This is a genomic window from Janthinobacterium rivuli (assembly GCF_029690045.1).
Classification (GTDB): domain Bacteria; phylum Pseudomonadota; class Gammaproteobacteria; order Burkholderiales; family Burkholderiaceae_D; genus Janthinobacterium; species Janthinobacterium rivuli.
The window spans coordinates 5,294,426-5,321,411 of sequence record NZ_CP121464.1 but is presented as its reverse complement, the minus strand read 5'-3'; the positions used below and the strand labels follow the sequence as shown (position 1 = coordinate 5,321,411).

Sequence of the window (26,986 nt, the reverse complement as noted above, 5' to 3'; positions counted from 1 at the left end):
TGGAAACTGCTAAATTTGGAGAAAAATCTTTCTTTTAGGAAATGTTTTAGCTCGGAACCAGACCACTTAGCGGCACGCGCGCACCAAACGGGTGCGGAACGGACTTTATCCAGGTCAAAAAAGGCGCTCCCGGCGGCTGTTTCGACGCCGCCAGGCCATACGGAATTCCTATACAGGCATAGGAAGCGCTTATATTCTTGCCATTGATTATTATCAACAAATCATTTCATGGCCGGACAACCGGGTCATCGCGCCGGTTACGTTTTTCCCGTCGGCAATTCAAGGTGCCCAGGACAACCCCTTGCGGGTCGACCGTATCGAGGTGCACATCGAAGCCCCACAGCCGCGCCACGTGCTTGAGCACCTCGGCCGCCTGCTGGTTCAGGGGACGGCGCTGGAACTGCGTGTGGCGCAGGGTCAGGGCGCGGTCGTCGCGCGTATTGACGGACCAGACCTGGATGTTCGGCTCGCGGTTGCCCAGGTTGTACTGCTCCGCCAGTTGCTGGCGCACGTAGCGGTAGCCGGCATCGTCGTGGATGGCGGAAATGGCCAGCTTTTCATTCTTGTCATCGTCGAGCACGGCGAAGAAATGAAATTCGCGGATCAGCCGCGGCGACAGATACTGGGCGATGAAGCTTTCATCCTTGAAATTGCGCATGGCAAAGTCGAGGCTCTTGCGCCAGTCGCTGCCGGCCATGTCGGGGAACCAGGCGCGGTCTTCGTCCGTCGGGTGCTCGCAGATGCGGCGAATGTCGCTCATCATGGCAAAACCCAGCGCATACGGATTGATGCCGCTGTAATAGGGGCTGTCGATGGGCGGCTGGTAGACGACGTTGGTATGGCTTTTCAGAAATTCCATCATGAAGCCGTCGCCCACCACGCCTTCGTCATACAGCTGGTTCAATATCGTGTAGTGCCAGAAGGTGGCCCAGCCTTCGTTCATGACCTGGGTTTGCCGCTGCGGGTAGAAATACTGGGAAATTTTGCGCACGATGCGCACCATCTCGCGCTGCCACGGTTCCAGCAGCGGCGCGTACTTCTCTATGAAGTACAGCAGGTTTTCCTCGGGTTCGGGCGGAAAGCGGGGCGCGGCCTTGCGCTGCTCGTCCTCTTCCTCGTCTTCGTCGCGCCGGGGCAGGGTGCGCCACAGCTGGTTGATCTGCGACTGTACATAGGCTTCGCGCTCTTTCTGGCGCGCATATTCCTTCGCCATCGACAGTTTCGCCGGGCGCTTGTAGCGGTCCACGCCATAGTTCTGGATGGCGTGGCACGAGTCGAGCAGCAGTTCCACGGCATCGACGCCATGGCGCTGTTCGCACTCGGCAATGTAATTCTTGGCAAACACCATATAGTCGATGATGGCGTCCGCATCCGTCCAAGCGCGGAACAGGTAATTGCCCTTGAAGAAGGAGTTATGGCCGTAAGCCGCATGCGCGATCACCAGCGATTGCATGGTCAGGCTGTTTTCCTCCATTAAATAGGCGATGCACGGGTTCGAGTTGATGACGATCTCGTAGGCCAGGCCCATCTGGCCCCGCTTGTAGCTTTTCTCGGTGGATAGAAAGTGCTTGCCGAACGACCAGTGGTTGTAGGACACGGGCATGCCCACCGAGGTGTAGGCATCCATCATCTGCTCGGCCGTGATGATTTCCAGCTGGTTCGGATAGGTGTCGAGGCCAAACTGTTTCGCCACTCTGCGGATTTCCTCGTGGATTTGCTCGATCAGTTCGAACGTCCACTCCGACTGCTCGGGCAGGGCGTTCGGGTGGCGCAGGCGCTCGAACGGCTCGCCCGGGGTGTTGCTGGCGCGGTCAAAGGCTGCACTCATCATTTCACCTGTTTCTTGAACAGTTCGCGGAAGACCGGATAGATATCGGCCGGCGTGACGATCTTTTGCATGGCGAAATGGGCGTGATGGTCGAGCACGCCCGCGTATTGCTCCCACAGGTTTTGCTGCGGGCCGTCCGTGATCTCGACGTAGGTGTAGTACTGCACCTTGGGCATGATGGTGTTGATCAGCAACTGGCGGCACAGCACGGAATCGTTGTCCCAGTTGTCGCCGTCGGAGGCCTGCGCCACATAGCTGTTCCATTGCCCGGCGCCATAGCGTTCGTCGATGATGGTGTTGAGCAAGTGCAGCGCCGAGGACACGACGGTGCCGCCCGACTCGCGCGAATTGAAGAATTCATGCTCGTCCACTTCGGCCGCCGCCGTATGGTGGCGGATGAAGACGACCTCGATCTTGTCGTAGGCGCGCTTGAGGAACAGATACAAGAGGATGAAGAAGCGCTTGGCCGTGTCCTTGCGCGATTCGTCCATGGAACCGGAGACGTCCATGATGCAGAACATGACGGCCTGCGTCATCGGCTTGGGCACCTTGATGCGGTTGCTGTAGCGCAAGTCGAACGGGTCGATGAAGGGAATGGCCAGCAGGCGCGTGTGCAGGTGGTGGATCAGGCGGCGCAGTTCCGTGACGAGCGGGTCGCTGTCGGGCGCGCCTTCGTGCAGCAGGGCCGCCAGGTCTTCCTCGGCTTGCGCCAGCTGCTTGCGGGCGCCGCCGCCGACGGCGATGCGCCGCCCCAGTGCGCCGCGCAGGGAGCGCAGCACGTGGATGTTCGATGGCGTGCCCGACATATTGTAGCCGGCGCGCTGGTTCTTGAATTCCGTGGTGGCCGTCAGCTGGGTTTTCACCATGTGCGGCAATTCGAGGTCTTCGAAGAAATAATTCATGAATTCTTCGCGCGACAATTCAAAGATGAAATCGTCCTCCGTCGTCTCGTCGCTATTGCCCGCCTTGCCACGCCCGCCGCCACCGCCGCCTTTCGGCCGCGCGATCTGGTCGCCTTTCAGGTATTCCTTGTTGCCGGGATTGACCACTTCCCACACGCCGCCATGCGCGTGGCCGAACGACGGTTCGCCCACGTCCTTGACGGGGATGCTGACCTTCTCGCCATTCTCGACGTCCGTGATCGAGCGCCCCTTGATGGCGCGCCCCACGGCATCCTTGATCTGGCCCTTGTAACGCCGCAGGAAACGCTCGCGGTTGACGGCGGATTTATTCTTGCTTTGCAAGCGCCTGTCGATGAGGTATGTCAAAGGGTGCCTCCTTGCCTCTCGTCTTGCGCGCCCCGCCAGTTGCCGGGCGGGAGCGCGCCTCCGCTGTCCGCGCTAGGATGACTTGCGTACGCGCAAGTACCATTCGCATAACAGGCGTACCTGCTTGGCCGTATAGCCTTTTTCCACCATGCGGGCCACGAAGTCGGCGTGCTTGTTGGCATCGTCGGCGCTGGCCTTGGCATTGAAGGAAATCACGGGCAGCAATTCCTCCGTATTCGAGAACATTTTCTTTTCAATTACGGTGCGGAACTTTTCATAACTGGTCCAGGCGGGATTCTTGCCGCCGTTCGAGGCCCGTGCGCGCAAGCCGAAATTGACGATTTCATTGCGGAAATCCTTCGGATTGGAAATGCCCGCCGGTTTCTCGATCTTTTCCAGTTCATTGTTCAGCGATTCGCGGTCAAAACTTTCGCCCGTGTCCGGATCGCGGTATTCCTGGTCCTGTATCCAGAAATCGGCAAACGTCACATAGCGGTCGAAAATGTTTTGCCCGTATTCCGAATAGCTTTCCAGGTAAGCCGTCTGGATCTCCTTGCCGATGAATTCCACATAGCGCTGCGCCAGGTGCTCCTTGATATACGAGAAGTAGCGCTGCTCGAGTTCCGGCGCGAACTGCTCGCGCTCGACCTGCTGCTCCAGTACATATAATAGATGCACGGGATTGGCGGCCACTTCGGAATTGTCAAAGTTGAACACTTTCGACAGGATCTTGAAGGCAAAGCGCGTCGACAGGCCGTTCATGCCTTCGTCCACGCCCGCGTAATCGACGTATTCGTGCATGGACTTGGCTTTCGGGTCCGTATCCTTGAGATTTTCGCCATCGTAGACGAGCATCTTCGAAAAGATGCTCGAGTTTTCCGGATCCTTCAGGCGCGACAGGATGGCGAACTGCGCCATCATGCGCAGGGTGCCGGGCGCACACGGCGCCTTGACCAGCGAGGAATTGGCCACCAGCTTGTCGTAGATCTTGATTTCATCGGATACGCGCAGGCAATACGGCACCTTGACTATATAGATACGGTCAAGAAACGCCTCGTTGTTGCGGTTGTTCTTGAACGTCTTCCATTCCGACTCGTTCGAGTGGGCGAGGATGATGCCGTCAAACGGAATCGCGCCGAAGCCTTCCGTGCCCTTGTAGTTGCCTTCCTGCGTGGCCGTCAGCAAGGGGTGCAAGACCTTGATGGGCGCCTTGAACATTTCCACGAATTCCATCAAGCCCTGGTTGGCCAGGCACAGGCCACCCGAATAGCTGTAGGCGTCCGGGTCGTCCTGTGCATAGTCTTCCAGCTTGCGGATGTCGACCTTGCCCACCAGCGAGGAAATATCCTGATTGTTCTCGTCGCCCGGCTCCGTTTTCGAGATGGCGATCTGTTTCAGCACGGAAGGATAGCGCTTGACGACGCGGAACTGGTTGATATCGCCATTGTATTCATGCAGGCGTTTCACGGCCCACGGGCTGGGGATGTTGCGCAGGTAGCGGCGCGGGATGCCGTAATCCTCTTCCAGGATGGTGCCGTCCTCTTCCTCGTTGAACAGGCCCAGCGGCGATTCGTTGACGGGCGAGCCTTTCAGGCAATAGAAGGGCACGTGTTCCATCAGCGACTTGAGTTTTTCCGCGATGGACGATTTGCCGCCGCCGACAGGCCCCAGCAAGTACAGGATCTGTTTGCGTTCTTCCAGGCCTTGCGCCGCGTGGCGGAAATACGAGACGACTTGCTCGATCACTTCCTCGGTGCCGTAGAACTCGCGGAAGGCGGGATAGATCTTGATCACCTTGTTGGCGAAGATGCGCGACAAGCGCGTGTCGTTGCGCGTGTCGACCAGTTGCGGCTCGCCGATGGCGGCCAGCATGCGTTCGGGCGCGCTGGCATACGTCAGCTTGTCCTTCTTGCACAGGGCCAGGTATTCGGTGAGCGACATTTCCTCTTCGCGGGTGCGCTCGTAGCGTGCTGCATAGTTATCAAAAATGGTCATGTCAATGTCCTTTAATGTAAACCTGAACTGCCAGTCACCATGGCCGCCCGCCTGGCACTCGCCTGGGCTTGCCGTCTGAATTTTTTCTGTACCCCGTACCGATTTTTATTGTTGTTTCAAGCCCGGCTGTCTTTGCGAGTCCGGATTGCCCGGACCAAAAAACTGGCGCTTGATGCCGTGTGCTGACGTGGCCAGCCGGCTTTTTTTCACTGTTGATAGCGCTTGTTGCACCTACCATTACCCCATGAAATTAATTATTGCTCTAAAGGATCAGGAAGTCAAAAGATATGTCAGCATATCCTTAATACTTGTTTGTAAATTGTTGATTTAATTGGATAAATCATCAAATTTTCCAGCGGTTTCAATGAACCTTTGTATCCCTTTTAAACCATCATACGACAATTCGCCAGCGCGTGCCGATGCCGGCCACGGCGGCCGGGCGCCGGTGAGGCTGGCCATCTTGCGCTAAGATGCCTGCATGTCTGATGGCCCTGCGCGCCGCGCGTGCGCGTGCGCGAGCCAGCATTTTTATCGCCACCCTATAAGGAACACCCATGATGAACCCCCAATTGCGCGCGATCGTCCGCGGCATGCCGAAGGCCGAACTGCATATCCATATCGAAGGCTCGCTGGAGCCAGAACTGATTTTCGCACTGGCAGCGCGCAATGGCGTGCCGCTTGGCTATGAATCGGTGGAACACTTGCGCAGCGCCTATGCTTTTACGGATTTACAATCTTTTCTCGACATTTATTACGCTGGCGCAAGCGTGCTCTTGAAAGAGCAGGATTTCTACGACATGACGCAAGCCTACCTGCAGCGCGCCGAAGCCGAGAACGTCTTGCACACGGAAATCTTCTTCGACCCGCAAACCCACACGGCGCGCGGCGTGGCCATGGCCGACGTGATCAACGGCATCCACCGCGCCTGCCAGGACAGCCCCGTCAGCGCGGCCCTGATCCTGTGCTTCCTGCGCCACCTGAGCGAGGAAGAAGCGTTCGAGACGCTGGAAGACGCCTTGCCGCACCGCGACAAATTCATCGGCATCGGCCTCGACTCGTCGGAAGTGGGCAACCCGCCCGAGAAATTTTCGCGCGTGTTTGCCCGTTGCCGCGAGCTGGGCCTGCACCTGGTGGCCCACGCGGGCGAGGAAGGTCCGCCAGCCTACATCCGCACGGCGCTCGACGACTTGCAAGTCGAACGCATCGACCATGGCGTGCGCTGCCTGGAAGACACGGAACTGACGGCCCGTCTGGCGCGCGAACAGATCGCGCTGACCGTGTGCCCGCTGTCGAACACCAAGCTGCGCGTGTTCGACCAGATGCATGACCATAACCTGGTGCAATTGCTCGACGCCGGCCTGCTGGTGACGGTGAACTCGGACGATCCCGCGTATTTCGGTGGCTACATGAACGACAATTTCGACGCCATCTTCGACGCCTTGCCGCTGGGCCTGTCCCACGCGCAACGCCTGGCGCGCAACGGTTTCATCGCCGCCTTCCTGCCGCAGGCGCAGAAAGACGCGTTTCTCGCTACCGTCGATGCGTATTTCGCGCAGCACGCCGCCGCCCACGGCATCGCGCAATAAATCTACCGGAAGACCCGCCGCCCATGTTCCGCCTCTCCCTGAAAATGACCGGCCGCGACTGGCGCGCCGGGCAACTGCGTTTCCTGCTCGTCGCGCTGATCGTCGCCGTGGCGGCCCTGTCGGCCGTGGGCTTCTTCGTCGACCGCCTGCGCGCGGGCCTGAACCGCGACGCGCACCAGCTGCTGGGGGCCGACCTGGTCATCAGCGCCGACCAGCCCGTCAATGCGGCCTGGCGCGCCGAAGCGCTCAAGCGCGGTTTTATCCTGGCCGACACGGTGACGTTTCCCAGCATGGCGCAGGCGGGCGAAGGCGAGCAGTCGCTGTCGCAGCTGGCGTCCATCAAGGCCGTCTCGCCCGGCTATCCGCAGCGGGGCAAGCTGAAAATCACGACCACACTGAGCGAAGCACAGGATGCCGTAGGACGGCCGACGGACCAGGTGCCGGCGCCCGGCACCCTGTGGGTCGATGCGGCGATTCTGTCCAGCCTGAACGCCAAGCTGGGCGACACACTCACCTTGGGCGACAAGGCATTTACGGTCACGCAACTGATCGCCAGCGAACCTGATCGCGGCGCCTCCTTCCTGAATTTTGCGCCGAGAGTGATGCTGCCCCTGAGCGACCTGGCCGCCACGGCGCTGGTGCAGAACGGCTCGCGCGTATCGTACCGCTTGCTGCTGTCGGCGCCGCCGGCCAAGGCGGCCGAGCTTGCGCAATATCAAGCCTGGCTGGAAAGCCAGATCAAGACGCAGGCCATCAAGGGCGTGCGCATCGAGTCGCTGGAATCGGGCAGCCCGCAAATGCAATCGACCCTGGACCGCGCCGACCGTTTTCTTTCCCTCGTCGGCTTGCTGTCGGCCATGCTGGCGGCTGTCGCCGTGGCGATGGCCGCGCGCCGCTTCATGCTGCGCCACCTGGACGCTTGCGCCATGCTGCGCTGCCTGGGCTTGACGCAAAACCAGGTCACGGCCATGTACGTGATCGAATTCCTGCTCGTCGGCCTGGCCGGCAGCGTCGTTGGCGTAGCTGTCGGCTTCGGCGGCCACCTGGTGCTGCTGGAGTTGCTGGGCAAACTGGTGCAAAGCGACTTGCCGCCCGTGTCCATGCTGCCCGCCCTGCAAGGCGTGGCCACCGGCATGCTCTTGTTGCTGGGCTTTGCCCTGCCGCCGATTTTGCAGTTGCGCAATGTGCCGCACAACCGCGTGATCCGCCGCGAACAGGAGCCGCCGCAGGCGCTGGCGCTGGCCACGTATGGCCTGGGCATCGCCGCCTTCGTCGTGCTGCTCTTGTGGCAGGCGGGCGACGTGAAACTGGCGCTGCTGACGGCGGCCGGTTTCCTCGGCGGCTTTGCCCTGTTCGGCCTGGCCGGCTGGCTGGGCATCAAGTCGCTGAAAACCCTGCGCGGCGCCTTCAATCACCAGGGCTGGCGTTTTGCCGTCACGTCCTTGCAGCGCCGGCCGGGCGCCACCGTCATCCAGGTGGTGTCCCTGGCCTTGGGCCTGATGGCCTTGTTGCTGCTGACGGTGGTGCGCGGCGACTTGATGGTGGCCTGGCGCAACGCCACGCCGCCCGATGCGCCGAACCGTTTCATGATCAATATCTTGCCGGAACAGAAAGAGCCGATCGCCGCGCGCCTGGCCCAGGCCGGCGTGGCCAACGCGCCCCTGTATCCGATGATACGCGGGCGCCTGGTGGCCGTGAATGGCAACACCATCACGGAAAGCACCTACGAGGATGACCGCGCCAAGGGCCTGGCCGACCGCGAATTCAATCTGTCGACGATGGCCACGATGCAGGAAGAAAACAAGCTGGTCGCCGGCAAATGGTTCGGCAATGCGCCCGGCGCGCCGGCTGAAGCGTCGGTGGAAGAGGGCATCGCCAAGACCTTGAAGCTGAAACTGGGCGACAAGCTGCGCTTCGACATCGCCGGCCAGCCCGTCGAAGCGGCGATCACGAGTTTGCGCAAGCTGGAATGGGGCTCGATGCGCGTCAATTTCTTTGTCATCATCAATCCGGCCGCCATGGCGGACACGCCGCAGACGTGGATCACGGCGTTTCACTTGCCGCCGGCGCAGGCGGACCTGGGCAATGCCTTGTTGCGCGACTACCCGAATCTGACGGTGGTCGACGTGGGCGGCGTGCTGAAACAGATACAGGGCGTGCTGGACCAGGTGGTGACGGCCGTCGAATTCCTCTTCGCCTTCACTTTGGCCTCGGGCTTGCTGGTGCTGTATGCGGCGCTGATGGGCTCGCAGGACGAGCGCACGCGCGAAGCGGGACTGCTGCGCGCGCTGGGCGCCACGCGGCGCCAGCTGGCGCAGGCGCAGCTGATCGAGTTTTCACTTGTCGGCGCGCTGGCCGGCTTGCTGGCGGCATCGGGCGCGGCCGCCATGGGCTGGGCCCTGGCGACATACCAGTTCAAGTTCGCCTGGAGTTTCGCGCCCGGCGTGTGGGCCTTCGGCCTCTTGGCCGGCGCCCTGTGCGCGATTGCCGGCGGCTGGCTGGGCTTGCGCAATGTTTTAAAACATCCGCCGCTGCAAACCTTGCGCGAAGGCTAAACCCGAACGCTGTCGTCCGCCTGCGCGCGTAAAAATTGCGCATAGGACATGACCGGTTGACCCAGCTGGTGTGCCGGCACGTCGAACAGGGCCCAGAAATACGTCACGCGGCCCTGGCAGATGGTGGGCGCGGCGCAGTAGCGGAACCAGTTTTCGCCGATGTGCGCCGCATACATGCCGTCGCTGTCGGCGTCCGAAAAATAGGGGATCACGCGCATTTCCAGCAGGGCCAGCAGCAGTGACTCGGGCGCATCGCTGTCGCGCGCCATTTCGTACTGCGTGTGCAGGCTGCGTTCCGTCTCGATGATCATCAGCCTGGCCTGGCCGTCGCGCGTGAAGAACAGGATGCCGCTGGGATTGGGGAAAATATAGTATTCGACAAAACCATGGCGCCGGCACAGCTCGTGCACGACGGCGGCCAGCGCTTCGTCTTGCAGGAAACTGTAGTCGTGCAGCATCAGCAGGTCGCGCACGGTGTCCGATTGCTGCAGGAAGAATTCGCGTTGCAGGGCAACTATTTCCTGTTCCAGGATGTCGAGCGCATCGTCGTCGCTCTTTTTGATGTAGCGGTCGATCAAGCCCCGGTTGAAGGCCGTCACGGCCACCTTTTCATCGGCCGCGCCCGTAAATAAAATCTTCTTGCACGGCAAGTCACGCACGGCCTGGCAAAATTCCAGGCCATTCATCTGCGGCATCGAATAATCGACCACCAGCACGGAGGGTACGGCAAAGCGCTGTGCCTGGCCGCTGATGCGCCAGATGCGCTCGATGTCGAGCGCCACGTTGCACTGGTCGGGCGGCAGGTTTTGCGTGTCGAAATTGACGTGCAGCGGCGTTTCGCCCGGTTGCGTGCTCTGGCGCAACCAGTGCAGGGCGCTGCTGGTGTCGTGGAAGGTCTTGCGCGCCAGGCCGGGATCGAGCTGGAACGCCAGGCTTTTCAGGAAGGAATCGCTGTCGTCGATCAGGACGGTCAGGGTCGGATGGGTGTAGACGGGCAGTTGCATGCGTCACCTTGCGGGGAAAGAGGATTGGAAGCGGGCCGGCATGGGCTGGGGAAACTCCAGGATGAAAATCGCATACGCGTGCTCGCGCGACACGCAGCGGATGCGCGCCTGCCAGGCCGTGACGATCTGCTGGCACAGGGCCAGGCCGATGCCGCTGCCGTTATGTACGGGATAGGAGTAAAAACGCTCGAAGATCAGCGGCAGGCGGTTCTTCGCGATGCCGCAGCCCGTGTCGATGAACAGCAGCCTGGGCACGGGACGGGCGCCGTCGATGACGATGCGCACTCTTCCCTTGCCGGCCCGCTGGATGGCTTTCAGCGCGTTTCTCAGCAGGTTCAGCAGGATCACCACGCACAGTTCGTCCTGGCCCGCGAACTGGAAGTCGGCGCGCACGTCCACCTTGACGCTGCCGCGCTGGCTGTTGCCGGTAAATGGGTAGCGCTTGAGCACGGAGCTGACCATGGCCAGCATCGATAGTGCCTGGCTGGGCTGGAGGTTGCGGTTCACGGCACTGGCGCTCATCAGGAACAAATCGATCATGTGCTGCATGTGGCGCACTTCGAACTGGATGCGCGTCAGGGCTTCCTGCAGCGGGGGCATGTCGTCCACCAGGCCGGCCAGCTGCGGCAGCAGCCGGCGCATGCCCCGCACATTGGCTTCCACGCTGGTCAGCGGCGTGCGCAGCTCGTGCGCCACGGAACCGAGTCCGGCCGCCAGGCCTGCCAGCCGTTCCCGTTCCAGCACCTTGCTGCCCACTTTCACCACGGACAGCGCGGCAATGGTGAACCAGTGCACGGGCAGTTGCTGCAGCACTTCACGCTGCAGCAGGAAGCCGCCTTCCCCTTGCAGGATGACGGCGAGGCAGGCGGCGCAGGTGCCGATCAGGTAGGCGCGGCAAGCCAGTTTCGTTTCGAAATGAAACAGCACGACCAGGCCGATCAGCAGCGATTCGCTCCAGATGGACGAAGCATGGTTCATCACAAACATGAAGGTAAAGAAGAAGGGCAGGATGTAGCTGAGCGCGAACAGCAGGTAGCGCGACAGCCAGCGGGCCGAGAAGCGGCGGGCAAACAGGCCGGCCACGCAGATGCCCACGCCCGTCAGGCGCAAGGTCAGGTTTTCATAGGCTTGCGGAAAAAAGTAATGCCACAGCAAATAGTACAGCGGCATCGCCACCGTGCCCACGGCGGCCAGCATGGCGACCCTGCCGGCCAGGTTTTCATGCGGCATGCGCTCATGCAGCAGCGAATGGAGCAGGCGCCTGCGCCAGTATGTCCATCGTGCTTGCAATTGCTGCGTCATGACTCTGCCTTGATTCTCTTCAGAACATTATCATCGCGTAAATTTTCCTGGTTGAACGGTTATCTCGCCGGACATTGATATACGTCAATGGATGGGTCGGCTAGACGGTCAAGGCTTTAATCCGCAGCAAACATTTCCCTAGGAGAAAACTCATGACCATCGCTACCAGCTTGCCCATCCCATCGTTCGCCCGTGCCGAACACTGCCTGCCAGACTACATCGTGCGGCGCATGGATGCGCATCACATCACGCGCATCGAAAAATTGCTGGGCGGCCAGCATCCCCACGCCTGGCAACCGACACCGGCCCATGCCATTTTCCTGGCCGGCAACGACTACCTGTCCATCGCCGCGGAGCCGGCGCTGGTGGCGGCCCAGGTGGCATCCTTGCAGGCGCATGCGGGCGGCATGCTGATGTCGGCCGTGTACTTGCAGGAAGGCAGCGAACAGCACCGGCTGGAAAGCCGGCTGGCCCGTTTCATGGGCTGCGAGGACGGTATCCTGGCACAGTCCGGCATGGCGGCCAACGTGGGCTTGATCCAGTGTATCGCCAGCCCCGGCATTCCCGTTTATCTCGACATGCAGGCCCACGCCTCGCTGTGGGAAGGCGTGCTGTCGGCGCAGGCCCAGGCCGTGCCTTTCTTGCACAACGACATGACCCATCTGCGGCGGCAAGTGGAAAAGCATGGCCGCGGCGTGATCGTCGTCGACGCCCTGTACAGCACCAACGGCAGTCTGGCGCCGCTGCTGGAATTGCTCGAAATCGCCGAGCGCAGCGACTGCGTGGTGGTGGTTGACGAGTCGCACTCGCTGGGCACGCATGGTCCGCAGGGCGCGGGCCTGGTGGAAGCGTGGGGCCTGGGCCACCGCGTGCATTTCCGCACGGCGTCGCTGGCCAAGGCCTTCGCGGGCCGGGCCGGCTTCATCAGCTGTTCCAGCCGCTTCAAGGGCTATTTTTTGTCCGAATCACGGCCTGCCATCTTCAGTTCCTGCCTGCTGGCGCATGAGCTGGCGTGGCTGGGCGCGGCGCTCGATTTCATCATGGCCGCCGATGGGAGGCGCGCCACCTTGCGGCGCCATACGCTGCAGGTGCGCGAAGGCTTGCGCGAACTGGGCTACAACGTCAGCGATGGCACGGAGCAGATCGTGGCGCTGGAGGCGGGCGGCGAACCGGCCACCCTGGCCCTGCGCCAGGCGCTGGAACGGCAAGGTATTTTCGGCGCCATGTTTTGCGCTCCGGCAACGGCGAAGAACCGCGCCCTCGTGCGCCTGACCCTGAACGCGGGACTCGACGAGGCGGCCATCGACCGGGTGCTGGCGGGCTGCGCCGCCATTCGCGCCGAAGCGGGCGTGGAACAGTGGCAGTCGACGCGGCGCCTGCGCAAGCTGGCGCTCGTCTAAGCGGCTGGCCGGCTGGCAGCGTCAGCCGGCCAGCTTGCCGAGGATGGCCGACAGCGCCGCCAGTTGTTCCGCCGGCGCGTCCTGCAGCAATTCGCGTCCCACCGCCTGCGCCGTGGCGCTGGCATGTTCCAGCAATGTCAGGCCGGCGGCCGTCAGCACGGCATAGCCGACGCGCGCGTCGCGCGCATCGGCCTGGCGCGCCACCAGGCCAATCTTTTCCAGCGGCATCAGGGAGCGTGTGACGCCAGAGGCCGTCAACGCCAGGCGCTCGGCCAGGTCGATGCGGCGCAGGCGCGCACCGGGGGCGCGCTGCAGCTGGTACAGCAATTGATAGTCGCTGAAGCTCAGGCCATGCAAATTGCCCAGGGTGCTGTCGAAGCGGCGCACGATGAGCGCCTGGGCGCGCGCCAGGCGCAGGCAAAAGTCCAGCGCGCCATCGCCGTCCGGCGAGAGGGGAGTGTGATCGTTCATGCCATCCTTTGTATTTACTGCGAAGTGCTTGAGTACGCAAGTGTAATGCACCGCAGTTCAATACAGTGGCTGACCCTGTTCCAGCCAGTGCGCGCGGTGCAGATCCAGCAGGGCGCCCAGTTCGGCGTCCGCATCGAAGGCGGGATCGTCGGGAAGCTTGAGCGTATCGATGACCGTGCAGGAAAAGGCCGCCGCGCCGTCGCGCCGCCAGTCCGCCTGCAGCGCCGCATTGCGGTGCTTGCCCAGGTTCAGTTCGAAGCGGTGCCGGTTCAGCATGCCGGGCGCGTTGCGGCTGCTTTCAAGCAAGGTGCGCCCGCTGGGCAAGTGGCGCAGGGCGATGATGCCCAGCGGCGGCGGCTGTTGCCGGTAAGCAGCTTTCAGGGCTGCTTGCTGTGTTTTATCCATAGTGAAACTTTCTCAAGGTTGAATGACGCAATCGGCTTCCCCGATGCGGGGAATACCGGTCAGCAGGGCGGCGGCCACGGCGGCGGCCAGCAGCAGGGCGCCGCCGCCGCAGAACAGTTCGCCCACGGTGACGTGGCGCAGCAGCGCGCCCGTGGCGGCCGCCGACAGCGGCGCCAGGCCCAGGAAGATGCCCATGAACAGCGCCATCGCCCGGCCCAGCATGGCGGGCGCCACGCGCCGCTGTATCCACGTAAAGATGGCCACCTGCAAGTAGCCGCCCAGCAGCCCCGTCACGGCCAGCAGGGCCGCGCCTTGCCAGGCCGTGTCGACTTGTCCCAGCCCCATCAGCAGCAGGCCGACGACCGCATCGACCAGCAGCAGGGTGGCGCCGAAGCGGCGTCGCAGCCAAGTGCCGCCCAGGCTGGACGCCAGCATGCCGGCCAGGGTGCCGGCGCCGTGCGCGCCCATCAGCAGTCCCAGCGCCGCGGCGCCGTGCAGGCGCTCGCCGGCCAGCACGGGCAAGGCCACTTGCAGCGGACCCATGACGAAGAACGCCACCACGGCCCAGTAGGCATAGCAGCTGCGCAAAGGAAGGTCGCGCCACACCATGGCCAGGCCCGCCGCCATGTCGCGCCACATGCCCTGCACCGTGGCCGCTGCCAGTGGCCGCAGCTTGACTTGCCGCAAGGTCCAGACGGAAAACAGAAACGTCAGCGCATCGATGGCAAAGGCGGCGGCCAGCGCCGCCATAGCGGTTTTCTGCCCGCCCCCGTGGGCGCCGAGCACGAGCGCCGCCAGCAGGGGGCCGGCCAGCAAGGACAACTGGCGCGCACCCATCTGCAAGCCATTGGCGCTCTGCAACGATGGCGGCGGCACGGCTTGCGGCAGGATGGCCGTGCCGGCGGGAATGGCGAAGGCGGATGCGATGCCCAGCGCCAGCGCGGCCGCATACGCGAGCGCCAGGCTGGCCTGGTCCAGCATCAGCAGGCCGGACAGCGCCAGCAGGATGGCGGCGTTCGCATATTTACTCAGCTGCAGCACGCGCCGGGGCGAGTAGCGGTCGGCGATGGCGCCACCGAACAAGATGAGCACGGCGCGCGGCGCGCCCATCAGGGCCACGGCGATGCCCAGGCTGAGGCTATCGTTCGTCAGGCTCAGCACCAGCCAGGGCAGGGCCAGCATGCTGAACTGGTCGCCCAGCATGGACACGAGGCCGCCGCCCAGCAGCCAGCGGAAATTGGTATTGCGTAGCAAATGCGATTCTGCGGTGGTCGACATGGTGGTTGTATTTGTATTTAAAGATTGCATGGTAGTTGATATAAGCTTGAGTGGTCAAGTATATTGCTTTTTATTGTGGCAGAGGCGCCGGCGCCGCATGGGCCGCCGGCGCTTGCGCTATCATGGCGGCCATGACTGATACCACTGCCCCTACCCTGTACGAGACCATCGGCGGCGCCCCCGTGTTGCGCGAAATGGTCGACCGTTTTTATGACTTGATGGAACTCGAAACCGAGTTCACCGGCATCCGCGTCATGCATCCGCCCTCGACGGACGGTTCGCGCGACAAGCTGTATTTCTTCCTGACGGGCTGGATGGGCGGACCGGATTTGTATATCGAAAAATTCGGCCACCCGCGTCTGCGCGCCCGTCACTTGCCCTACGCCATCGGCACCAGCGAGCGCGACCAGTGGCTGCGCGCCATGGCCTGGGCCATGGAAGACACGGGCATCGAAGAATCCTTGCGCGTGCGCCTGATGGAATCGTTCTATCAGACGGCCGACTGGATGCGCAACAAACCTGACTGACACCCATGAGCCCTATCGAGTTTTACAGCCTGCTGGGCGTCGCCATCGTCGCCATCGTTTTATTGCTATTGATCTTGCTGCGCCCCCGTGGCGCGGCCGGCGATGGCGCCACCACCCTGGCCCTGGTGCAGCAGCACCAGCAGCAAAGCCTGGAACGCATCGACCGGGTCGAGCGCGAAGTGCGGCTGCAGTTGCAGGCGTCGGCGCAAGCCACGCGGCAAGACCTGGCCACCAGCCTGGCGCAATTCCAGGCGGCGACCTTGCAACAGCTCGACAGCCTGCGCACGCAGATGCAGGCGCAGGGGAAAGTCGGGCGCGAAGAGCAGGCGCAAAGCCTGGCGCGCTTTGCCGACAGCACCAACCAGACGCTGGCGCAGCTGACGGAATCGAATGCGCAGCGCATGCTGGAAGTGCGCGCCACCCTGGAAAACAAGATCCGCGACTTGCAGGCCGATAATGGCGCGCGCCTGGAAGAGATGCGCAAGACGGTCGACGAGAAACTGCACGCGACGCTGGAGACGCGTTTGACGGCCTCGTTCCAGCAAGTGTCGGAGCGGCTGGAAAAAGTCCACCAGGGCCTCGGCGAAATGCAGCAGCTGGCGCTGGGCGTGGGCGATTTGAAGCGGGTGCTCACCAATGTGAAGACGCGCGGCACGTGGGGCGAGGTGCAGCTGGAAATGCTGCTGCAGCAGGTACTCACTGTCGACCAGTACGCGAAGAACGTGGAAACGGTGCCGGGCAGCGGCGCGCGCGTGGAATTCGCCCTGAAGCTGCCGGGCATGCTTGATGGCGGGCCGCCCGTGTGGATGCCGATCGATGCGAAGTTCCCCAAGGAGCAGTACGAGCGCCTGGTCGAAGCGGCCGAGCGGGCCGATGCCGAGGGCGTGGCCCTGGCCGGACGCGAGCTGGAACGGGCCGTGCGGGGCGAGGCGAAAACCATCGCCGAAAAATACCTGGCGCCGCCGCAAACGACGGATTTTGCCATCCTGTTCCTGCCCACGGAAGGCTTGTATGCGGAAGTGCTGCGCCGTCCGGGCCTGGCCGACGAATTGCAGCGCGTGCACCGGGTCAGCATCGCCGGGCCTTCCACGTTGACTGCCTTGCTCAACAGCCTGCAGATGGGTTTTCGCACCCTGGCGCTGGAAAAACGCTCGTCGGAAGTGTGGCAAGTGCTGGGCGCCGTCAAGACGGAGTTTGGCAAGTTCGGCGACGTGCTGTCGCAAACCCGCCTGACCCTGGAAAAGGCGGCGAAGAATATCGAAAGCGCGGAAGTGCGCAGCCGGCAGATGGCGCGCAAATTGAAATCCGTGGAAGCCTTGCCGGGCGAGGCGGCCGCCTTGCTGCTGGGTAAGGCGGACGCTGGGCTGTCCGCCGAGGCCGACGGCGAATAGCGCCGCCCGCGTTCAGGCCGCTGCCGCCGGCCGGCGGCGCAGCGTGGCGCTGACGAGCAGCGCCAGTCCCGCCAGCAGCATGGCCCAGGTGTGCGGTTCCGGCACGGCCGGCAAGACGGACAGGTCGGTGGGCGGCAGCGAGGGCAGGATGACGGTGGGAACGAATGGCTCGACGATGATGCTGCTGCCGCGTGGTGGCTGGCCACCGCCTATGCTCGACGGCAGCATCGTGTCGTTGCCGGTGCGCACGACATCGAAGACCAGCAGGGGCAGGCTGGCCACCACGGCCGGCGGCACGCCCGTGAACGAACCGCCATGCGCGCCGGCGGGATGCTCGATGACGGGCACGCCCGCCGTGGCAGGCGTTGCCGCAAGTGCGGCGGCCACCGGCGTTGCGCCGCCTGGCGCAGCTCCGCCAAGGGCAGCACCGGCGCCGCGCGGTCCGGCCGCCGCCTGCGTGATGCGGCTGACATTGCGGCACACGGTGGGCACGAGGATGCAGGCGCCCTGCACGCAGTACACGAGTCCCCGTTCCTGCATCTGCTCGCTCCAGCCTGCACGCGTGACATTGCGGCAAACGCGGCCCGGCCCGAAATGCATGTCGCTGATGCGTGCATCGTAATTGCCCTTGCCGCGGATGGCGTCGCGGCTGATCACGACGATTTCATCATACTGGCGCGCGCGCATGCGCGCCTTCAATTGCTCGCGCACCTGCGGCGCGATGTCCGGGTAGCGGTCCACGGCGGCAACGACATCCCCCATGAACGGGTCGACGCCCGGGCGATTCCAGCTGCAGTGTTCCAGCACATCGGCCCGTGGGGCCCCTTTGGCATCAGCGGGCAGCGGCGCCAGCGACAGCATGCCGAGCAGACAAGCCGCTCCCAGCATGCCGGCGCCCGCGATCCATGAACGGTGTCTCATTATTAGTTTCCTCGTGAAAACAATATCAAAATTGAATTTTATGCGAGATCGGATGTTATCACAGAAGAAACTCTCATATCAACAAATAAATAAAATTATTACAATTTGTGTTGTGTTTGTTGATATGTTATTTAAAGAAATAATTAGTATTTTTATCTCAATAGGCGAGCAGTTGCCGCATGGGGAAATTGATTGCGAAGGGGTAATGCAAACGGCCCGCGCAAGGCGGGCCGTTTGGAGGGCGGAGGGTTTTGAGGGATGCGCCGCCGGCAGGCGGCGGTGCAACGATCTAGATGCGGCCCGGGCAGGCTTGCGTATCGAAGGCGGGATAGCCGATGGCGGGCAGTTTGTGCAGCCACGTGCGCATCAAGGTGCGCGCGCCTTGCGCATCATGCTGTTGCCCCTGCTGCAAATCCACGGTAAGCGTGTCCAGTTCCGCGCAGATCGATTGCTTGCCGGCCTGGGCCGCCAGCAGGGAGGCCAGCAGTTCCGGCAGCACGGCCGCCGCCGGCGCCGCCTGGCGCGTGGCGCGGTAGTGCTGCCAGTAGCGCTCGGCGGCATCGCCGTCAAAGCTGGGGACGAAGCCGAACGTGGCGTCATCGTGGTGCAAACGGTACACGGTGGGAAAGTAATGCGGCCCCGTCAGTTCGCCAGGAAAGCGGTCGCGCCGCTGGACGTCGATGGCCAGCGATCCGTTGCGCTCCACGCGCACGGGACTGGGCGAGTCGTACTGGTCCACGCTGACCATGGAGAGTGCGTTGCCCTGCATGAAGATAATCTTTTGCGTGTAGTGGCGCCCGCCCAAGTGGCCGCACACGGCCACGAAGCGGTCGTTGATGGCGGTGACGGCCGCAACGACGCCGCAATCGGGGCGCAAGGGCGTGTTTTCCTGCCACACGAGCGCCTGGTCGCTGGTGCGCACGATGCTGACGCGGCCCGCGGTTGCGCCGTGCAAGTCACCGCTTGCTTCCTCGATGCGCTCGTCGAAGCGCACCGTGTAGCCATTGCTGTGGACTTCGCCGGCGTACGCCGTCATGCCCTGCAGCAGGGCCAGTGTCAGTATCAGTTTCATATCAGTCCATGGAATAGTACGATATCGACCAGGTCGCCGGCGGCCACATGGCCTTGCGCTTCGTGCAGCACGATAATGCAATTGGCTTGCGTCATGGAGTGCAGGATGCCCGAGCCTTGCGCCCCCGTCAAGCGCACGTGCTGGCGTCCGTCCGGGCCCCGTTCGACGATGCCGCGCTGATATTCCGTGCGGCCCCGTTTTTTGCGGATCGCCGCTTGCGCCGCCACCTGCAGCAGCGGCAGGGCGGCCGTGTCCGCATCGGCGCCCATCAGGCGCAGCAGGGTGGGGCGGGCGAGGAAATAAAACGCCGCCATCACGGCCACGGGGTTGCCGGGCAGGCCCAGCAGCAAAGCCGTGTCGCCCTCGCTGGCAATCCGGCCAAAGGCCATGGGGCGGCCCGGACGCATGTTGATTTGCCAGAAGGCCACTTCACCGAGGCGCGCCAGGATATCGCGCGTAAAATCGGCCGCGCCGCTGGACACGCCGCCCGAGGTGACGATGACGTCGGCCGAGGCACAGGCGCCGCGCAGGGCTACTTCCAGCGCCTGCGGATTGTCCTTGACGATGCCCATGTCGAGCACCTCGCAGCCGAGGCGGGTCAGCATGCCCAGCAGGGTGTAGCGGTTGCTGTCGTAGATGCAGCCGGCATCCAGCGGCTCGCCGATCGAGCGCAATTCGTCGCCGGTGGAAAAGAAGGCCACGCGCAGGCGGCGGCGCACGGGTACCGTGGCGATGCCCAGCGAGGCGAGCAAACCCAGTTCGGCCGGCCCGAGTGTCTTGCCTTGCAGCAGCGCAGGTTGGCCCTGCATCAAGTCTTCGCCCTTGAAACGGCGGTTGTCGCCGGGGCGGATGCAGTCGGGCGCCACGGTAATGCTGCTTGCGCTGGCTTGCTGTACCAGTTCCTGCGGCACCACGCTGTCGCAGCCGTCCGGCATGACGGCGCCCGTCATGATGCGCGCGCATTGTCCGCGCTGTACGGTGACCGTACCCGGGCGGCCGGCCAGGATGGTATCGACCACGGCCAGGGTCACGGGCGTGTCGCCACCGAGGTCGTCGCCATGCAGCGCATAGCCATCCATGGCGGAATTGTCGTGCGCGGGCACGCTGATGGGCGAGACGATGTCGGCCGCCAGGATGCGCTCGAACGCTTGCGGCAGCGGCAGTTCCTCGATCTCGGCGACGGGCGCGACCGTGTCGGCCAGGATGGCTTGCGCCATCGGCACGGACAAGCCCTGCGCCTGCAGGGCGGCCAGCTCGTCCGGGGTATTGATGTTGCCGAACGCGCTATTGTTCTCGAACAGTACTTCGGCCAGCTTCAGGGGGCCGTGCCAGGTGCGCATGCGGCGTTCCCCACCGCGCAGATAAGCGTCTAACTGGGGCAGGGCGGCAGTCTTGACGAGACAGAAGACGGGGTGCGGGCGGCGCACAGTCTGACCCGTCGCCGCATCGATTTCCTCGGTGACGGCGATGGCCAGGTCGGCATTGTTTTGCATCAAGCCAGCGGCCAGGCGCGCCGCCAGGTCGGGCGGCAGCAAGGGAGAGTCGCAGGGCACGGTCAGCAGGTAGGGCGTGCCGGCGTGCCGCATGCCGCTGTGCAAACCCGCCAGGGGACCGAGCTGGCCCGGCAGCACGTCCGGCCACACGGGCAGGCCGAAGCTTGCGTAATCGCCCGCATCCGCGTGGACACTGATGGCCAGCTGGCCCACTTGCGGCGCCAGGCGCTGCAGCACGTGGCGGGCCAGGGGCTGGCCATGCAGGGGCAGCATGCCCTTGTCGCGCTGGCCCATGCGCGTGCCGAGGCCGCCGGCCAGGATCAGGCCGGTAATGTCGTGTTTGTTGATCATGTCAGGTAAAAAGTGGGTGCATGCGCCATGGTAGCAGCGCGGGGCCCGCGCCGCGCCCGATTCAGCCGCCGATGTACGACATTTCCACTTTCTTTTTACCGTGCTCAAGCGCGCCGCCCGTCAAATCCGTCTGGCTGGTGCGCAATTGCGAATAGCGGTCGCCGCGGCCGCGCCACAACTGCGCCACGGCCGAGGAAATTTCCGCGTCGCTGCGGCCGCCGCGCAGCAGGCTGCGCAAGTCGTGGCCGCTGCTGGCGAACAAACACGTGTACAGCTTGCCCTCGGTCGAGAGGCGGGCGCGGCTGCAGTCGGCGCAGAACGCTTGCGTGACGCTGGAAATGAGGCCGATTTCGCCGCCGCCATCCGCATAGCGCCAGCGCGCCGCCGTCTCGCCCGTGTAGTTCGGGTCGATGGGCAGCAAAGGCATGTGCGCGGCGATGCGCCGCACGACTTCGGCGGACGGGATGACTTCCTGCAAGTTCCAGCCGTTCGACGCGCCCACGTCCATGTATTCGATGAAGCGCAGGATGTAGGGCGTATCCTTGAAGTGGCGCGCCATGGGCACGATTTCCTGCTCGTTCATGCCGGCCTTGACGACCATGTTGATCTTGATGGGACCCAGGCCGGCCGCGTGCGCCGCATCGATGCCGTGCAGCACGTCGGCCACGGCGAAATCGACGTCGTTCATGCGCTTGAAGGTGGCGTCGTCGAGCGAGTCGAGCGACACGGTGACCCGGTTCAGGCCCGCGTCCTTGAGCGCCTGCGCTTTCCTTGCCAGCAAGGAACCGTTGGTCGTCAGGGTCAGGTCCAGCGGCTGGCCCGACGGCGTGCGCAGGGCGGCCAGCATGGCGATGAGCTTTTCGATATTCTTGCGCAGCAGCGGTTCGCCGCCCGTCAGGCGGATTTTTTCCACGCCGTGCGCCACGAACAGGCGCGCCACGCGCGTGATTTCCTCGAACGACAGCAAATCCGTGTGCGGCAGATACACGTGATTCTTGTCGAACACGTCTTTCGGCATGCAATACACGCAACGGAAATTGCAGCGGTCGGTAATCGAGATGCGCAAGTCGTGCAGGGGCCGGCCCAGGCTGTCGGCCACGTTGCCGCTCGGGCTTTCCAGCTGCGCGGGGATCGCCGGTGCCCCATTGCGGGCTTCGGCGAGGTAGATAATCTTGTCAGCCATGAAAGGTGATACCACTTACGTTAAATCGGTCAAGGCAGATACGATAGCACGAGGCCGAAGATGGCACAGGCGAGCAGCAATTTGATGGTGCCAACTTGAAACCGGATCAGCACCACGCCGGCCGCCAGCGCGATGGCGATCGCCAGCCAGTCCCAGTGCGGCAGCGGGTTTGCTTGCCAGAAGACGTGGTGGCCAAAGAACAGGGCCAGGCTGGCGATGACGCCCACCACGGCCGCCGAAATGGCCGTCAGGGGCGCGCTCAGGCGCAAATTGCCGCGCGATGCTTCCACCAGCGGCGCGCCGGCCAGGATGAAGATGAACGAGGGTAAAAAAGTAAACCAGCTGGCGACGAGCGCGCCGCACACGCCGGCCAGCCACAGCTGCTCACCCGTCACGGCATGGCTCCAGCCGCCGACAAAGCCGATGAAGGCGACGATCATGATCAACGGGCCGGGCGTCGTTTCGCCCAGCGCCAGGCCATCCATCATTTGCGCGCTGGTGATCCAGTGGTAGTGGTCGGCGGCGCCCTGCACCAGGTAGGGCAGCACGGCATACGCGCCGCCGAACGTCAGCAGGGCGGCCTTGCTGAAAAACACGCCCATCTGCGCCAGCGGCTGGTCCGCGCCACCCGCCAGCGCCAGGCCCAGCCAGGCGAAAAAGGCCAGCGCCAGGCCCAGCGCGCAGGTGATCAGCAGGCGCGGCCAGCGGAAGCGCGCGTGTTCCGGCGTGGGCGTGTCGTCATCGATCAGGGCGGCGCCGTAGCGGGCCGCGCCGCCGTGCCCCGTGGCGCCGGCATGGAATTGGGTCGGGAGCCAACGCCCGCCCGCCATGCCCAGCAGCGCGGCGACGAAGACGATCAGTGGAAATGGCAGTTGTAGCGCGGCGATGGCGACAAATGCGCCCGCCGCGATGGCGATCAGGGCGGGGCTGCGCAAGGTGCGCCGGCCCAGGCGCCAGGCGGCCGCCAGCACGATGGCGACGACGGCCGGCTTGATGCCGTACAGAACGCCGGCGATGGCGGCCACGTGGCCATATGCCATGTACAGCCAGGACAGGACGATCAGCAGCCCCAGCGAGGGCAGCAAAAACAGCAGGCCCGCCACCAGAGCGCCGCGCGTGCGGTGCATCAGCCAGCCGATGTAGATGGCCAGCTGGGTCGCTTCCGGCCCTGGCAGCAACATGCAGTAATTCAGGGCGTGCAGGAAACGCTGCTCGGAAATCCAGCGCCGCTTTTCCACCAGTTCCGCATGCATCATGGCGATTTGCCCGGCCGGGCCGCCAAAGCTGACGCAGCCCAGCTTGAGCCAGTACCAGAAGGCGCTGCGCAGGCTGACGGGGGAAGGAGTGGCGTGCTCGTGCATGGGGGCTGGCTGGCAAAAAAGTGGACGTAAAAAAGGGGAAGCCTGAGCTTCCCCTTCATCATTGGCGGCTGGGCGAACCCGGTCCGCTTATGGACGTTGCGTGTTGACCTGGATCAACGGCTCATCCGATTGCGGCGGCAATGGCTTGCGTTCGCGCGGCTTGCGTACCGGAGCGACTGCCTTGGCGGCCGCTTCCTGCGCCAGGCGCAGTTTTTCCGGATCGGTGGCCGCCAGGGTCAGGCCGGCCGAACCGAGCACAGCGCTCAAGTCCAGCGGCGCGGCGGCAGGTGCTGCAGGAGCAGGAGCAACGACGGGAGCTGGTGCTGGTGCTGGTGCTGGAGCAGCGACGGGAGCCACTTCGGCAACCACCGGGGCCGCTTCCACCACGGCAGGTGCCGCTTCGGCGACTGGCGCTGCGGCTGGAACTTCTTCCGCCACGACGACGGTTTCCACGACAGCAACCGTTTCCACGACTGGCGCCGCTTCGACGATGACTTCCGCTGGCGCAGGCGCTGGCGCCGGTGCGGCTTCCGCTTTCTCGGCGAAGCTGTACTCGGCAGCTGGTGCTGGTTCGGCAGCGGCTGGTTCAGCTTGCGCTGCAGCAACGACGGCTTCCACAGGGGCTGGCGGCACGATTACTTCAGCCGCTGGTGCGGCTTCCTCAACCTTGGCCACTTCCACCACTTCCACCACTTCCACCACTTCAGCCACGACGGCTGGTGCGGCTTCAGCTACAGCTTCCACTGGCGCGGTAGCGACGTCAGCGGCGGCTTCCGGCGCCGGAGCGACCGTAAAGCTGATCACTGGCGCGTCCTGGCCGTCGTTGTCACCGTTTGCCGATTCGATCAGCTCGCCCGTTTCGCGGTCGCGGCGGTTGCGGTTGCGGCCACCACGACGACGGCGGCGGCGCGGCTCTTCGCCTTCCACGTCGTTTTCCGTCTCATCGCCTTCAGGACCGGCATTCGCCGGTGCTTTCAGCAGGTTGGCCGGTGCGGCGTCGGATTCAGGACCGCTTGACGGCACGACCACATTCACCGCGCTGGCGGTGGCGCCAACCAGGGCCAGTTCTTCAGCTTTCACCTCAGCAACAACAGCCTTGTCGGCGCGTGGTTCGCGGCCTTCGCGTGGCTGGCGTGGCGGACGCTCGGCGCGTTCCGGGCGCTCTGCGCGCTCAGGACGTTCCGCGCGTTCCGGACGTTCACCGCGTTCGCGTGGCACGGCCGTTGCATCGCCACCTTCGCGCGCTTCACGCGGTTCGCGTGGCGGACGCGGTGGACGTGGTGGACGGGCCGCTTTTTCCAGTGCTTCCGCTTCTTTCGCGGCATCGTCCTGGGCTGGACGGCCCTGGCCCGGTTCGCGTTCTTCGCGGCCAGGCTTGCCGTTGCGGCCACGGCCACGCGGGCCACGGCTGTTGCGGTCGCCACGGTCGGCGCCGGCCGGCTTGGCTGGAGCGACAGGAGCGGGCGCTGGTGCCACCGGTGCGGGAGCGCCGGTGAAGAAGCTGATGATCTTGGCGATCAGGCCTTGTGGTGCGGCAGGCGCGGCCACTGGAGCCGGTTTCGCTTCGACGGGCTTGCGCTCGACCAGCGGTGCCGGCTGGTCAGGGGTGATCGTTTTGACGACAGCTTCCTGGCGCGGCTTGGCTTCTTCCTTCTGGCGCTTGCTGTAAGCCATGTCGGTTTCAGCGCTTTCAGCCAGGTTGTAGCTGGCCTGGCTGTCTTCCAGACGCGGATCGTCGTGCTTGATGCGTTCCAGCTTGTAGTGCGGCGTTTCCAGATGCTTGTTCGGGATCAGGATCACGGCGATGCGGTGGCGGTTCTCGATCTTCAGCACTTCGCCGCGCTTTTCGTTGAGCAGGAAGGCGCCCACGTCCACGGGTACTTGCACGTGGATGGTGGCCGAGTTTTCCTTCATCGCCTCTTCCTGGATGATGCGCAGCACCTGCAGGGCGGACGATTCCGTATCGCGGATGTGGCCGGTGCCGGAGCAGCGCGGGCACGTCACGTGCGAACCTTCGGACAGCGAAGGGCGCAGGCGCTGGCGCGACAGTTCCATCAGGCCGAAGCGGGAAATCTTGCCCATTTGTACGCGGGCACGGTCATGGTGCAGCGCGTCTTTCAGGCGCTGTTCCACTTCGCGCTGGTTCTTCGCCACTTCCATGTCGATGAAGTCGATGACGATCAAGCCGCCCAGATCGCGCAAGCGCAGCTGGCGGGCCACTTCTTCGGCCGCTTCGCAGTTGGTGTTGAAGGCGGTCGTCTCGATGTCCGAGCCGCGCGTGGCGCGGGCCGAGTTGACGTCGACGGAGACCAGCGCTTCGGTATGGTCGATCACGATGGCGCCGCCCGATGGCAACGGCACGGTGCGGCTGTACGCCGTTTCGATTTGATGTTCGATCTGGAAGCGCGAGAACAGCGGCACGTCGTCGCTGTAGCGCTTTACGCGGTGCACCATGTCGGGCATCACGTGGCTCATGAACTGGTGCGCCTGGTCGTAGATCTCGTCGGTGTCGATCAGGATCTCGCCGATGTCGGGCTGGAAGTAGTCGCGGATGGCGCGGATCACCAGCGACGATTCCTGGTAGATCAGGAAAGCGCCGTTGGCCGACTTGCCGGCGCCTTCGATGGCGCGCCACAGTTGCATCAGGTAATTCAAATCCCACTGCAGTTCATCGACGTTGCGGCCGATGCCTGCCGTGCGGGCAATCACGGACATGCCAGCAGGCAAGTCCAGTTTATCCATGGTTTCGCGCAATTCCTGGCGCTCTTCACCTTCCACGCGGCGCGATACGCCACCACCACGCGGGTTGTTCGGCATCAAGACCAGGTAACGGCCGGCCAGGGAAACAAACGAGGTCAGGGCGGCGCCCTTGTTGCCGCGCTCTTCCTTTTCCACCTGGACCATGATTTCCTGGCCTTCGCGCAGCGCTTCCTTGACGGAAGCGTTACGCACATCGACGCCTTCGCGGAAATACGTGCGGGCAACTTCCTTGAAAGGCAGGAAGCCGTGGCGGTCTTCGCCATAGCTGACGAAGCACGCTTCGAGCGATGGCTCGATGCGCGTGATGACGCCCTTGTAGATATTGGATTTGCGCTGTTCGCGCCCGGCTGTCTCGATATCGATGTCGATCAGTTTTTGTCCGTCGACAATCGCTACGCGCAGTTCTTCTTGCTGCGTGGCATTAAACAACATGCGTTTCATTTTTATAACTCCGCGACCCGTAGGCCATCTCAAAGCCGCTTCCGGGGAAGCGGCGAAGTACAGGGATATATGCGAGAACGGGAGTGCTGGCGGGGGAAATGCCCAGGCGTGCGGAGCAACAACGCGTACGAGGTAAACGTTACGGCCGCAACAGGCGCGGTGAGGTCGATCGTCATGCCGAGTGCACAGGACACTTGCAACTCATCTGAAACAGCCCGGATGAGAATGAACTGCATCGGGGGCAGAGAATGCAAGTGGTCAGCAAATTCAGAGCCAAAATCGTTAGCCGGCTCATTACAGGGATCGCGATGGCGAGGCTTGGCCTCAGCCTATCATCGACAACCCTCAGTATTTGGCCACATACGGGGTTTGGCGAAAACGGCAAGCGTTATCA

General features: G+C 63.5%; 19 protein-coding genes. 5 read left to right on the top strand and 14 right to left on the bottom strand.

Annotated features, from left to right (window positions below; all coding sequences use genetic code 11):
* Positions 1–226: 226 nt before the first annotated feature.
* From P9875_RS24125 to P9875_RS24115, 3 genes are all read right to left on the bottom strand, one after another.
* Entirely contained in the window at positions 227–1,828 is a 1,602-nt protein-coding gene (locus P9875_RS24125; protein ID WP_099402964.1) for a SpoVR family protein, read from the bottom strand.
* On the bottom strand, positions 1,828–3,096 hold the full coding sequence (locus P9875_RS24120; RefSeq protein WP_035821458.1) for a YeaH/YhbH family protein: 1,269 nt from the start codon (positions 3,094–3,096) through the stop codon (positions 1,828–1,830). Before P9875_RS24120 ends, P9875_RS24125 begins: the two co-directional genes overlap by 1 nt.
* Before the next feature lie 72 nt (positions 3,097–3,168).
* Positions 3,169–5,091: a PrkA family serine protein kinase gene (locus tag P9875_RS24115; protein ID WP_034754154.1), complete on the bottom strand. Its 1,923-nt coding sequence runs from the start codon at positions 5,089–5,091 to the stop codon at positions 3,169–3,171.
* Positions 5,092–5,645: 554 nt separating this feature from the next.
* Between P9875_RS24115 and P9875_RS24110 the strand changes: the two genes are divergently transcribed.
* Both P9875_RS24110 and P9875_RS24105 read left to right on the top strand, forming a co-directional pair.
* Positions 5,646–6,677, top strand: coding sequence for an adenosine deaminase (locus P9875_RS24110; RefSeq protein WP_278316805.1), 1,032 nt, complete (start codon positions 5,646–5,648; stop codon positions 6,675–6,677).
* A gap of 23 nt (positions 6,678–6,700) precedes the next feature.
* A complete protein-coding gene (locus P9875_RS24105) occupies positions 6,701–9,232 on the top strand; it encodes an ABC transporter permease (protein ID WP_278316804.1) in 2,532 nt (843 codons plus the stop codon).
* Here the strand turns inward: P9875_RS24105 and P9875_RS24100 are convergent.
* Together P9875_RS24100 and P9875_RS24095 are read right to left on the bottom strand one after the other, a co-directional pair.
* Positions 9,229–10,236: a response regulator gene (locus P9875_RS24100; protein ID WP_278316803.1), complete on the bottom strand. Its 1,008-nt coding sequence runs from the start codon at positions 10,234–10,236 to the stop codon at positions 9,229–9,231. The genes P9875_RS24105 and P9875_RS24100 overlap by 4 nt on opposite strands.
* 3 nt (positions 10,237–10,239) lie before the next feature.
* Positions 10,240–11,538: a sensor histidine kinase gene (locus P9875_RS24095; protein WP_278316802.1), complete on the bottom strand. Its 1,299-nt coding sequence runs from the start codon at positions 11,536–11,538 to the stop codon at positions 10,240–10,242.
* Between the two features lie 152 nt (positions 11,539–11,690).
* Here P9875_RS24095 and cqsA point away from each other — a divergent pair, with 152 nt between their 5' ends.
* Entirely contained in the window at positions 11,691–12,938 is a 1,248-nt protein-coding gene (gene cqsA / locus P9875_RS24090; RefSeq protein WP_099377975.1) for an alpha-hydroxyketone-type quorum-sensing autoinducer synthase, read from the top strand.
* 21 nt (positions 12,939–12,959) lie between these two features.
* On the opposite strand, the gene P9875_RS24085 is transcribed toward cqsA, so the two are convergent.
* From P9875_RS24085 to P9875_RS24075, 3 genes are read right to left on the bottom strand one after another with little or no spacing between them, the layout of a single operon-like run.
* The gene (locus P9875_RS24085; RefSeq protein ID WP_278316801.1) at positions 12,960–13,409 is read right to left on the bottom strand and encodes a MarR family winged helix-turn-helix transcriptional regulator; all 450 of its coding nucleotides are present in this window, start codon (positions 13,407–13,409) and stop codon (positions 12,960–12,962) included.
* A gap of 57 nt (positions 13,410–13,466) precedes the next feature.
* Positions 13,467–13,814: a GIY-YIG nuclease family protein gene (locus tag P9875_RS24080; RefSeq protein ID WP_278316800.1), complete on the bottom strand. Its 348-nt coding sequence runs from the start codon at positions 13,812–13,814 to the stop codon at positions 13,467–13,469.
* Positions 13,815–13,826: 12 nt separating this feature from the next.
* Positions 13,827–15,092, bottom strand: a complete 1,266-nt coding sequence (locus P9875_RS24075; protein WP_278316799.1) for an MFS transporter — start codon at positions 15,090–15,092, stop codon at positions 13,827–13,829.
* Between the two features lie 131 nt (positions 15,093–15,223).
* On the opposite strand from P9875_RS24075, the gene P9875_RS24070 reads away from it, so the two are divergent.
* Together P9875_RS24070 and rmuC are read left to right on the top strand one after the other, a co-directional pair.
* A complete protein-coding gene (locus P9875_RS24070) occupies positions 15,224–15,619 on the top strand; it encodes a group II truncated hemoglobin (RefSeq protein WP_278316798.1) in 396 nt (131 codons plus the stop codon).
* A 5-nt stretch (positions 15,620–15,624) separates the two neighbouring features.
* On the top strand, positions 15,625–17,010 hold the full coding sequence (gene rmuC, locus P9875_RS24065; RefSeq protein ID WP_278316797.1) for a DNA recombination protein RmuC: 1,386 nt from the start codon (positions 15,625–15,627) through the stop codon (positions 17,008–17,010).
* 12 nt (positions 17,011–17,022) lie between these two features.
* Here the strand turns inward: rmuC and P9875_RS24060 are convergent, their stop codons facing one another.
* The 6 genes from P9875_RS24060 to P9875_RS24035 form a co-directional block, all read right to left on the bottom strand.
* Positions 17,023–17,931 (bottom strand): MHFG family PEP-CTERM protein, encoded by a 909-nt coding sequence (locus P9875_RS24060; protein WP_278316796.1) that lies wholly within the window; start codon positions 17,929–17,931, stop codon positions 17,023–17,025.
* Positions 17,932–18,220: 289 nt separating this feature from the next.
* On the bottom strand, positions 18,221–19,003 hold the full coding sequence (locus tag P9875_RS24055; protein ID WP_278316795.1) for a hypothetical protein: 783 nt from the start codon (positions 19,001–19,003) through the stop codon (positions 18,221–18,223).
* Complete coding sequence (glp, locus tag P9875_RS24050; protein WP_278316794.1) at positions 19,000–20,847, bottom strand: gephyrin-like molybdotransferase Glp; 1,848 nt, start codon at positions 20,845–20,847, stop codon at positions 19,000–19,002. The genes P9875_RS24055 and glp overlap by 4 nt, the downstream gene beginning before the upstream one ends.
* A gap of 61 nt (positions 20,848–20,908) precedes the next feature.
* Complete coding sequence (moaA, locus tag P9875_RS24045) at positions 20,909–22,030, bottom strand: GTP 3',8-cyclase MoaA (protein ID WP_278316793.1); 1,122 nt, start codon at positions 22,028–22,030, stop codon at positions 20,909–20,911.
* A 29-nt stretch (positions 22,031–22,059) separates the two neighbouring features.
* Positions 22,060–23,391, bottom strand: a complete 1,332-nt coding sequence (gene chrA / locus P9875_RS24040; RefSeq protein WP_278316792.1) for a chromate efflux transporter — start codon at positions 23,389–23,391, stop codon at positions 22,060–22,062.
* Between the two features lie 87 nt (positions 23,392–23,478).
* Positions 23,479–26,592 (bottom strand): Rne/Rng family ribonuclease, encoded by a 3,114-nt coding sequence (locus tag P9875_RS24035; protein WP_278316791.1) that lies wholly within the window; start codon positions 26,590–26,592, stop codon positions 23,479–23,481.
* Between the last annotated feature and the right edge of the window lie 394 nt (positions 26,593–26,986).